Annotated in this window: 8 protein-coding genes and 2 rRNA genes (1 of these 10 only partly in view); 5 read left to right on the top strand and 5 right to left on the bottom strand. The window is 63.4% G+C overall.

Features of this window, described 5'->3' with window-relative positions; all coding sequences use genetic code 11:
- Nucleotides 1-87: 87 nt before the first annotated feature.
- The gene (locus SALLO_RS0109920) at nt 88-855 is read left to right on the top strand and encodes a S1/P1 nuclease (protein ID WP_022836154.1); all 768 of its coding nucleotides are present in this window, start codon (nt 88-90) and stop codon (nt 853-855) included.
- A gap of 51 nt (nt 856-906) precedes the next feature.
- Nucleotides 907-1,875: a YheT family hydrolase gene (locus tag SALLO_RS0109925; protein ID WP_022836155.1), complete on the top strand. Its 969-nt coding sequence runs from the start codon at nt 907-909 to the stop codon at nt 1,873-1,875.
- Here the strand turns inward: SALLO_RS0109925 and SALLO_RS0109930 are convergent.
- The 3 genes from SALLO_RS0109930 to SALLO_RS0109940 all read right to left on the bottom strand — a co-directional run bounded on the left by SALLO_RS0109930 (nt 1,811) and on the right by SALLO_RS0109940 (nt 4,727).
- Nucleotides 1,811-3,115 carry a dipeptidase gene (locus SALLO_RS0109930; protein WP_084696248.1) on the bottom strand — a complete coding sequence of 435 codons (1,305 nt, stop codon included), beginning with the start codon at nt 3,113-3,115 and terminating at the stop codon, nt 1,811-1,813. The genes SALLO_RS0109925 and SALLO_RS0109930 overlap by 65 nt on opposite strands.
- 62 nt (nt 3,116-3,177) lie before the next feature.
- Nucleotides 3,178-3,978, bottom strand: coding sequence for a biotin--[acetyl-CoA-carboxylase] ligase (locus tag SALLO_RS0109935; RefSeq protein ID WP_022836157.1), 801 nt, complete (start codon nt 3,976-3,978; stop codon nt 3,178-3,180).
- Entirely contained in the window at nt 3,975-4,727 is a 753-nt protein-coding gene (locus SALLO_RS0109940; RefSeq protein WP_157621393.1) for a hypothetical protein, read from the bottom strand. The genes SALLO_RS0109935 and SALLO_RS0109940 overlap by 4 nt, the downstream gene beginning before the upstream one ends.
- Before the next feature lie 173 nt (nt 4,728-4,900).
- Here SALLO_RS0109940 and SALLO_RS0109945 point away from each other — a divergent pair, with 173 nt between their 5' ends.
- The 3 genes from SALLO_RS0109945 to SALLO_RS16510 all read left to right on the top strand — a co-directional run bounded on the left by SALLO_RS0109945 (nt 4,901) and on the right by SALLO_RS16510 (nt 7,419).
- Entirely contained in the window at nt 4,901-5,743 is an 843-nt protein-coding gene (locus SALLO_RS0109945) for an inositol monophosphatase family protein (protein WP_022836159.1), read from the top strand.
- A 26-nt stretch (nt 5,744-5,769) separates the two neighbouring features.
- Nucleotides 5,770-6,594 carry an enoyl-ACP reductase FabI gene (locus SALLO_RS0109950; RefSeq protein ID WP_022836160.1) on the top strand — a complete coding sequence of 275 codons (825 nt, stop codon included), beginning with the start codon at nt 5,770-5,772 and terminating at the stop codon, nt 6,592-6,594.
- 78 nt (nt 6,595-6,672) lie between these two features.
- Entirely contained in the window at nt 6,673-7,419 is a 747-nt protein-coding gene (locus tag SALLO_RS16510) for an HAD family hydrolase (RefSeq protein WP_040605757.1), read from the top strand.
- A 103-nt stretch (nt 7,420-7,522) separates the two neighbouring features.
- On the opposite strand, the gene rrf is transcribed toward SALLO_RS16510, so the two are convergent.
- Both rrf and SALLO_RS0109965 read right to left on the bottom strand, forming a co-directional pair.
- Nucleotides 7,523-7,634: ribosomal RNA gene (gene rrf / locus SALLO_RS0109960) — 5S ribosomal RNA — on the bottom strand.
- A 106-nt stretch (nt 7,635-7,740) separates the two neighbouring features.
- A 23S ribosomal RNA gene (locus SALLO_RS0109965) occupies nt 7,741-9,406 on the bottom strand (it continues 1,265 nt past the right edge of the window).

Genomic DNA, 9,406 nt, shown 5'->3' on the forward strand with positions numbered 1-9,406 from the left:
ATTGATGCACGCGGACACTTCTCCGGCGTGTCCGGTGTAGGTTGCTTGCGTATCGCGTCGTCTACTGCTTTCACCGCTTCCCCCGTTATGCACAAGATTCTCCTCACGCTTCTGCTTGCCTGCCTCACCGCCACGCCGGCCTGGGGCTGGGGCCAAACCGGGCACCGCGTCATCGGCTACATCGCGCAGCAGTACCTGAATGCCGAAGCCGAAGCGCGCCTTCGGTCGCTCCTCAACGGCCATTCGCTGGCCGAAGCGTCGACCTGGATGGACGAGATCCGCTCGGACGATGCCTACGATTACACCAGCACGTGGCACTGGGTGACCATTCCCACGGGCATGACCTACGCCGCAACCGACAAAAATCCGTCGGGCGACCTGCTGGGCAAGACGAAAGAAATCATCGGCGCGCTAAAAGCCGACACCTTGTCTACCGAGATGCAGCGCCGCTACGTGCGCTTCCTCGTGCACATGGTGGGCGACATGCATCAGCCGCTGCACGTGGGCACGGGCGACGACCGCGGCGGCAACGACTTTACCGTGCTGTGGTTTGGCGAGCCGTCGAACCTGCACCGCGTGTGGGACAGCGGGATGATCAACCAGAAAGGGCTCAGCTTTACGGAGCTGGCGCGCTTCGTGGGGCCGGCCGCGGCCGAGCGGAAGCAGTCGTGGCGCACCGCTTCGGTGGAGCAGTGGGCGCAGGAGTCGATGAGCTATCGCGAGGCGGTGTACGCGGTGCCGCAAGACCGCGAGCTGAGCTACCGCTACATGTACAAGAACTTTGACACGGTGAAGGAGCGCCTGCTGCAAGCCGGCGTGCGGCTCGCTGACGTCCTCAATGAGATTTACGGCTGATCCCGAAGCGGCGCCTGCGTTCTTTCCATCGTCGTTCGACTGCCTGTTGCCGTGCCGGTCCAGCCCGCTACGTATCGTCCGCCGCTGCTGCTACGCGGGGGCCACGTGCAAACCATTGCGGCTTCTATGCTGCGGCGCGTGACGTTTGCCTACGGGCGCGCCGTGCGCCTGGCAACGCCTGATGACGATGTGCTGCATGCGGCCTGGGCACGGGCGGCGGGCGGCGGAACGCGGGTGGCGGTTCTTACGCACGGCCTGGAGGGCAGCATGCAGCGCCCGTACATGCGCGGCATGGCCCGCGCCCTCACGCGCCGCGGGTGGGACGTGCTGGCCTGGAATATGCGCGGCTGCGGCCCCACCATCAACCGCCAGGTGGCCACGTACCACAGCGGCAAGACGGAAGACCTTGACTGCGTCGTGCAGCACGCGCTGGACGAGGGGTACGAGCGCGTCGTCCTCATTGGCTTTAGCATGGGCGGCAACCTGTCGCTGAAATACGTGGGCGAGCGCGGCGCGTCCCTCGATGCGCGCGTGGCGGGTGCGGTGGCCTTCTCCACGCCGGTCGACCTTGCCGCGGCCTCGCACCGCATTTCCCACTGGACCAACTGGCACTACACGCGCTACTTTTTGCGCTCGCTGACGGAGACCGTGCGCCAGAAGGCCCGGCAGCATCCTACGGCCGTTTCGACCGCGCCGCTGCAAACCATCCGCTCGCTGCCCGACTTTGACGATGCCTACACGGCGCCGCTCAACGGGTACGCGGATGCCGACGAGTACTACGCCAAGGCCAGTTGCAAGCCCTTCTTGGCGGATATTGCGCGGCCGGCGCTGCTGGTGAACGCGGCCAACGATCCCTTTCTGCCAACGGCTTGTTACCCCACGGCCCTCGCGCGCGAGCATCCGCAGCTGGTGTTGGAAGTGCCCCGCGAGGGCGGGCATGTGGGCTTCGTGCAATTCAACGATGCGGGCGAATACTGGTCGGAGGTGCGAGCGGCACAGTTTCTGTCAGCCCTCGAATAGACAACCGTTCGGCCTGCCGAAGCACGCGCAGCGCGTTGCCGCCCAGGATTTTGTAGATGTCGCGCGCCGCGTAGCCGCGCTTGAGGAGGGCGTAGGTGATCCAGGGCAGCCGCGTGACATCGTCGAGGCCCCGCGGCAGGTCGAACACGCCGTCGAAGTCGGAGCCCAGCCCCACATGGTCGATGCCGGCCACGCGCACGGCGTGATCGATGTGGTCCACCACGTCGCGCAACGTAGCCCCGGGCAGGTTGCGCTCGCGCTTGATGGCATAGACGGCGTCCCACAGGTAGGCGAGCGAGCGCCCTTGACGCTTCAGGCGGGCGCGGGCGGCGGCGAAGACGTCAGCGGTAAGCGCCGGGTTGACGAGGGCATCGAAAAAGTTGATCATGAGCACCCCGCCGTTGCGCGCGAGGGCCCGCAGCTGATCGTCGCTTACATTGCGCGCGGTGGGCACGAGGCGGCGGCACGCGCTGTGCGACACCAGTACGGGCGCGCGGCTGGCCCGGAGGGCATCGTAAAACGTGGCATCGCTCGCGTGTGCCAGATCGACGAGGACGCCCAGGTCGTTCATGGCTTGCACCATGCGCACGCCCCGCGCGTTGAGTCCGCCGTGCCGGGGCGCATCTTGGGCGCTGTCGGCCCATCCGTTGGTGTTGATGTGCGTGAGCGTGACGTAGCGGATCCCCGCCCGGGCAAATGCCCGCAGCGTATCGACCGAGCCCGCCAGGGCGTGCCCCCCCTCCAGCCCCAGGAGAACGGCCGTCCGCCCGCTGCGCGCGATGCGCCGGACATCGGCGGCGGTGGTGGCCAGCGCGGCCCGCGTGGGAACGGCGCGCACCTGCTGCTTGATGGTGCGCAAGACGGCCCGGGCGCGTCCGACGGCCCGCGCTCCGTTGCCGTAGTAGGGCGCCACGTACGCCGCAAAGAACGCCGCATCGAGCCCGCCGTCGGCCATCCGCGGACGGTCGACGTGTGCGCGGTAGGCCGTGTGGCGCTGGGCGAACCGGTAGTTCTCATCGTGCATGCGTGTCGGCGTATCGAGGTGGCCGTCGAGCACCAGCGCGCGGTAGTGGATGCGAAGCGCCGTGGCCCACAGCGAGTCGCGGGCGATGAGCTGCTGCCGAAGGTGCGCGGGCAGCGCCACCGCACCGCCGTCTTGCATGGCCGCCACCGGTTGGGCCCACGCCCGAGGCGGCAGCATTGGCAGGACGACTATCCACAGGAGAAGCGCGGTGCGCATAGGAGCCTAGCGAAAGCTTCGGAGACCGTACCTCCAGGCGTACGCCCCGCGGGCCGCGTGGATCATTCGTGCGCAGAGCGCGCGGCCTGCGTCGTCACCTCACCCGCATGAAGTGCCTTTTCGCCCGATGGGGTGCGCAGCCGGAGCGCACCGGTAGCGGTAATGCCCAGCACGCGGCCCGTGCACGTACGATCCGATCCGGCAAACCGCACGGTAAGCGTTTCGCCGCGATGGGCCATCCGTTGCACGTAGCGCGTTTGCACCTCATCGGCAGCGGTGGTGTAGAGTTCTTCAAAGCGCTTCAGCAGACGCGCCAGCAGGGGGGCTCGCGCCACCGTGCGCCCCGTCACCAGGCGTAGCGACGTTGCGCGCTCGGCGAGCGCCGCCGGAAAGTCGACCTGGTTCACGTTGAGGCCCAGCCCCAGAATGACCGCCGGGGGCCGCTGGGCCGGTGCACCAGCAAGCGACGTTTCGAGGAGCACGCCGCAGCACTTCTTGCCCTCCAGCAAGATGTCGTTGGGCCACTTGATGGTGGGCCGGTACGGAGCAACCACCGGCGCGATGGCCTCCGCCACAGCCACCGCCGCGGCCAGCGTAAGGCGTCCAAAGGCATCGGGCGGCACGTCGGGATACAAGACCAGCGAGCCCATCAGGTTGACGCCCGCCTGGGCCGTCCACGGTCGTCCTTGGCGGCCCCGTCCGGCCGTCTGAAAATTGGTGAGGACCAGCGCGCCCTCCGGTGCGCCGTTGCGGGCCCACGCGGCCGCCTCGGTGTTGGTCGAGCCGATCGTCTCAAATGCTCGAACCGTGCGGCCCATGGTGTGGGTTTGCAGGACCGAAGCGAGCTCGTCGGCGAGTCTCATGGCGCGCGCAGGTCGAAGGTGGTATGGGTGTGGTAGCGCTGCGGGCTGCGGAACGGAATATCCACAATGACCGCAAGTGCCGCCTCGGCCGGAACCCAGCGGCCGGCGGCCTGGGGTTGTAGCTGGAGGGTAGCCGCGCTGTCTTCGCTAAACAGCAGGCTACTGCGGGCCCGTACGATGGTCGCCCCGATCAGTTCACTGGAGGCCCGATCAATGACGAGCCGCGCGTAGCGCACCGTTTGCTCATGCCCATCGGTGGTTGTGTCGGGGCGCGCCACGACCACCTGCACCGGTCTGTTGTAGAGGGTATCGGGCCGGAGGCCAAAGCGAAACGCAGTGCGCGTACGGCGCGCCAGAAAGGGCGGTTCGTCGCTCAGCACGATGGTAGCCCACGTTGGCACGACGCCCTTGGAGGTGTCGCCCGGCGCCCACGTAGCCAGCCAGCCGGCGTCGAAGGAGCCGGTGGTGCGCCGCTCAAGCACCGCGGGCGCGCCGCTTGGGGGCACGCGAACCACACGGTACCGACGCGCTTGCAGCGAGCCGGCCGGGGTGAGCGCCTCGGTGGTTGTTCGCTTTACGAACGTCGTCGCTTTGAGGCGCCCTACCGCAGACGCGAACGCGGTCCGCTGCATTCCATTGAGGACATCAAGCGCCCGCGTGCGCTCAGCCGTCGACGATTGGCGTACCGTGTCGGCCGGCAGGAGGCGGGCATCGGGCGGAGCGGTGGTGTTGCATCCCGTGGCTACCACACACACCCCGCACAACATGATGATGGTATGTAAAAAACGGGCGTGTTTGTGTAGGGCCACCGGCATCCGTGCGTTACTCTTTGTATGTTGCTGCAAATCCTCGTATCGCAAGGGGTGGCCTGCGCAGAAGTTTCCGTCCGCAGCGTGCTGCTTTCCGCTTTGTTGCAAAACAGATGAACGCACCGGTTCACCACTCTCCGTACGACGAAGCCCTTGGCGTGGCCGTTGAAGCCGCCCGGGCTGGCGCTGCGATTATCCGCGACCATGCGGGATCGCAGCGCAACGTGCGTGCCAAGGGTACCAACGACTTCGTCACCGCGACCGACGAAGCCGCCCAGGCCGCTATCTTGGAGGTCATCCAGACCGCCTTTCCCAATGATGCGATTCTCGCAGAGGAGCGCCCCGCGGGGCACGACCTTCCCCCCGCCGTCTCCGAAAAAGAAGTGCGCCGCTGGATCATTGATCCTATAGACGGCACCATGAACTTTATGCAGCAGGTGCCGCCGTATGCCGTGAGCATTGCCCGGCAAGATCCTACGGGCCTGCAGCTGGGCGTTGTGCTCGATGTACCGCACGACGAACTGTTTACGGCGGTGCGGGGCCACGGCTTGCGCGTGAATGACGAGGGGGCCTCCGTGTCGCACACCTCTGCGCTGGCCGATGCGTTTGTGGCCACCGGCTTCCCGTACCGACGGCTGGGCCATACCAACCGCTACCTGGAGGTCCTGAGTGATTTTTTACGCTCGGCGCGGGGCGCGCGCCGGCACGGATCGGCGGCCATCGACCTGGCCCGCGTGGCGTGTGGCCGCTTTGACGGTTTTTTTGAGACGGGCCTCGCGCCGTGGGACGTGGCCGCGGGCATCTTGTGCGTACGCGAGGCCGGCGGTCGCGTAACCACCTACCGGGCACAAGGCGGGCTCGCTCCCGTGTACCGGCAGCAGGTGTGTGCCACCAACAGTCGCCTCCACGCGGCTTTTTTGAGCCGCCTGCATCGCATGCGCGACATCACCGACTAACGCTCTTTCCATCAACGCTTTTTGTTATGGCTTACGGACTGCTCGACGACAAACACGGCATCATCTTCGGTGCGCTTAACCCTGACAGCATTGCCTGGGCGGTGGCCGAGGCCGTCGACCGCGAAGGCGGTTCTTTCACCCTATCGAATGCCCCCGTGGCGCGCCGCCTGGGCAGCCTCGACGACCTGGCCGAGCAAACCGGGAGCGACATTGTGTGGGCCGACGCCACGAGCGATGACGACCTGGCCGACCTGTTTGCCGAGGTGAAGGCCACCCACGGCCCGCTCGACTTCATCGTTCACTCGATTGGCATGGGCGTAAACGTGCGGAAGGACGTGCCGTACGAGGAGCTCAACTACAACTGGTACCAGAAGACGCTCGACATCTCGTCGATCAGCCTGCACCGCATTGTGCGCCACGCGTTGGAGCAGGGCGCGCTGGCCGAGGGCGCGTCTATCGTGGCCATGAGCTACATCGGCGCCCAGCGCATCTTTTCGAAATACTCCGAGATGGGCGATGCCAAAGCCCTGCTGGAAAGCATCGTGCGCTCCTTTGGCTACCGGCTCGGGAAGCACAACATCCGCATCAACGCCATTTCGCAAAGCCCCACCGACACCACCGCGGGCTCGGGCATCGACGGCTTTAACGCGATGTACGCGTTCGCCGAGCGTGTGTCGCCCCTCGGCAATGCCGATGCGGCCAGCTGCGCAGACTACACCGTCACGCTGCTAAGCGACCTGACGCGCATGGTGACCATGCAGACGCTATATCATGACGGGGGCTTCTCCAGCATGGGCATCTCGGATGAGCTTGTGGACGCCATGGCCGATGCGTTCGAAGAGGACGCGTAGCGTCACGCCGTCGCCCCTGCAGGGCAACGCACCGATGCGTTGCCCTGCTTTTTCCGTAAACCAGCCCCCGTTGTCTCCGTGGTCTCGCTGTTCATCACCGATATTGACGGATGCCTGGCCGAGCCGTATCAACCGTACGACTTAAGCGGCTTTCAGGCCCTCGCCGATCTTGCGGCAGACCCGTCCCTCCTTCCGCTCTCTATTTGCTCTGGACGCGCCTACGCATATGTCGAGGCCGTCACCCAGGCCCTTGGGCTTACAACGCCCGTGCTCTTTGAAAGTGGTGGGGGCCTGTTTGACCCGCAGGCCGCGCAGATCACCTGGAATCCGGCCTTCACCGACGACGTCGCGGCCGCGCTGGAGACGATGCGGCACTGGTTTGCTACAGAGGCGGTGCCTGGCACGAAGCTATCCATCGACCATGCCAAGCGCACCCAAGCCGGGGTCGTCACGCCCGACACCTCCGAGATTCGGGCGCTGCGTCCGCGCGTGCTTCGGTTTGTAGAAGCGACCGTGCCGCAGCTTACGGTCTTCACAACAGACAACTCCATCGATGTGGTGCCGCCGACGATCAACAAGCGCACCGGCATTGCATGGTTGAGCGATCAGCTCGGGATTCCCATGGAGCAGATCGCCTACATCGGCGATACCGATGCGGACCTGCCGGCCCTAGAGGCCGTGGGCTATCCGTTTGCGCCGGCCAACGCGCACGGCATCATCACCGAGCGGATTCCGCGCGTCACCGAGGGCCGCGTCATTGACGGAACGCTTGAAGCGTACCGGTGGTGCGTAGCGCACAATACAACAGGCGCCCCGGACGGATGAGCACGTGCGTGAACGAGTGGGCACCGGGGTGGGATAGAGAAGCAGCGGGGGTAAACAAAAAAAACGCCCTACCGCCAATAAAGGCAGCAGGGCGTTCAAAGCAACCTGGCAACGACCTACTCTTCCGTCTAAAAGACAGTACCATCGGCGCTGCGGAGCTTAACTTCTCTGTTCGGAATGGGAAGAGGTGTGTCCTCCGCGCTATAGTCACCAGGAACTCGGTGCTGGCCCGAGGGCCAGCGAATGTCTGACATGATGATTTCGTCCGCATTACGCGTGCACTATTGAGCGTGCGAAGTGCGGTAGCACTTGAAAAACAGCGGTGCTAAGCCTCATGGGTAATTAGTACGGCTCGGCTGAACATGTCGCCATGCGTATACCTGCCGCCTATCCACGTCCTCATCTCGGACGACCCATAGGGGAAATCTAATCTAGGAGTGAGCTTGGCGCTTAGATGCTTTCAGCGCTTATCTCTTCCGGACATAGCTACCCAGCGGTACACTTGGCAGCATAGCTGGTACACTAGCGGTCCGTCCACTTCGGTCCTCTCGTACTAGAAGCAGCTCTCCTCAAATTTCCAAACGCCCTCAGTAGATAGGGACCGAACTGTCTCACGACGTTCTGAACCCAGCTCGCGTGCCGCTTTAATGGGCGAACAGCCCAACCCTTGGGACCTTCTACAGCCCCAGGATGCGACGAGCCGACATCGAGGTGCCAAACCTCCGCGTCGATATGAACTCTTGGCGGAGATAAGCCTGTTATCCCCGGCGTACCTTTTATCCTTTGAGCGACAGCCCTTCCATGAGGAACTGCCGGATCACTAAGTCCTGCTTTCGCACCTGCTCGACCTGTATGTCTCGCAGTCAAGCACCCTTTTGCCTTTACACTCTGCGCATGATTACCGACCATGCTGAGGGTACCTTTGAAATCCTCCGTTACCATTTAGGAGGAGACCGCCCCAGTCAAACTACCCGCCTGACACTGTCTCTCGACCGGCTAACGGTCGTAGGTTAGGCATCAATCAGAATAAGGGCGGTATTTCAAGGGTGGCTCCACCACGCCTAGCGACGTGACTTCGATGCCTCCCGCCTATCCTGCACATATTCTGACTAATGTCAATGCCAAGGTGTAGTAAAGGTGCACGGGGTCTTTCCGTCCCACTGAGGGAAGCCGGCGTCTTCACCGGCACCACAATTTCACCGAGCTCGCGGTTGAGACAGTACTCAAATCGTTGCACCATTCGTGCAGGTCGGAACTTACCCGACAAGGAATTTCGCTACCTTAGGACCGTTATAGTTACGGCCGCCGTTTACTGGGGCTTCAGTCGTGAGCTTCTCCCGAAGGATAACACACTTCATTAACCTTCCAGTACCGGGCAGGTGTCAACCCCTATACGTCGTCTTGCGACTTGGCAGAGGTCTGTGTTTTTGTTAAACAGTCGTTTGAGTCTAGTCACTGCGGCCTGTCCTCGCTTTTAGATGAGGACGGGCGCCCCTTCTCCCGAAGTTACGGGGCAATTTTGCCGAATTCCTTAACCGCGAATCACTCGAGCGCCTGAGGATACTCTCCTCGCCTACCTGTGTTGGTTTGAGATACGAGCACTGATAACAACATACGACGCTTTTCTTGGCAACCTGCTTCGGATCACTATGAGTTTGCCCGAAGGCTCCCTCTACTGTCGTGTTTCAGCCGTCATGGGAGGCGGATTTGCCTACCTCCCAGCCTACGCACTTCAACGTACCTTCCGTAGGCACGCGGATCTTACGCATTTGCGTCACGCCTTATGTTAACGTTATCGAGTGGTACGGGAATATTGACCCGTTTTCCATCGCCTACACCTTTCGGTCTCGGCTTAGGTCCCGACTAACCCTGTTCCGATTAGCGTTGAACAGGAACTCTTAGGCTTACGGCGTTTCGTTTTCTCATCGAAATTATCGTTACTCATGCCTACATTTTCTTTTCCAGAAGCTCCACTGTGTCTCACAAC

The organism is Salisaeta longa DSM 21114 (assembly GCF_000419585.1).
Classification (GTDB): Bacteria; Bacteroidota; Rhodothermia; order Rhodothermales; family Salinibacteraceae; genus Salisaeta; species Salisaeta longa.

Coding starts and splice junctions, on each gene's coding strand:
- SALLO_RS0109920 (WP_022836154.1), top strand. CDS start 88: ATGCACAAGATTCTCCTCACGCTTCTGCTTGCCTGCCTCACCGCCACG.
- SALLO_RS0109930 (WP_084696248.1), bottom strand. CDS start 3,115: ATGCGCACCGCGCTTCTCCTGTGGATAGTCGTCCTGCCAATGCTGCCG.
- SALLO_RS0109935 (WP_022836157.1), bottom strand. CDS start 3,978: ATGAGACTCGCCGACGAGCTCGCTTCGGTCCTGCAAACCCACACCATG.
- SALLO_RS0109945 (WP_022836159.1), top strand. CDS start 4,901: ATGAACGCACCGGTTCACCACTCTCCGTACGACGAAGCCCTTGGCGTG.
- SALLO_RS0109950 (WP_022836160.1), top strand. CDS start 5,770: ATGGCTTACGGACTGCTCGACGACAAACACGGCATCATCTTCGGTGCG.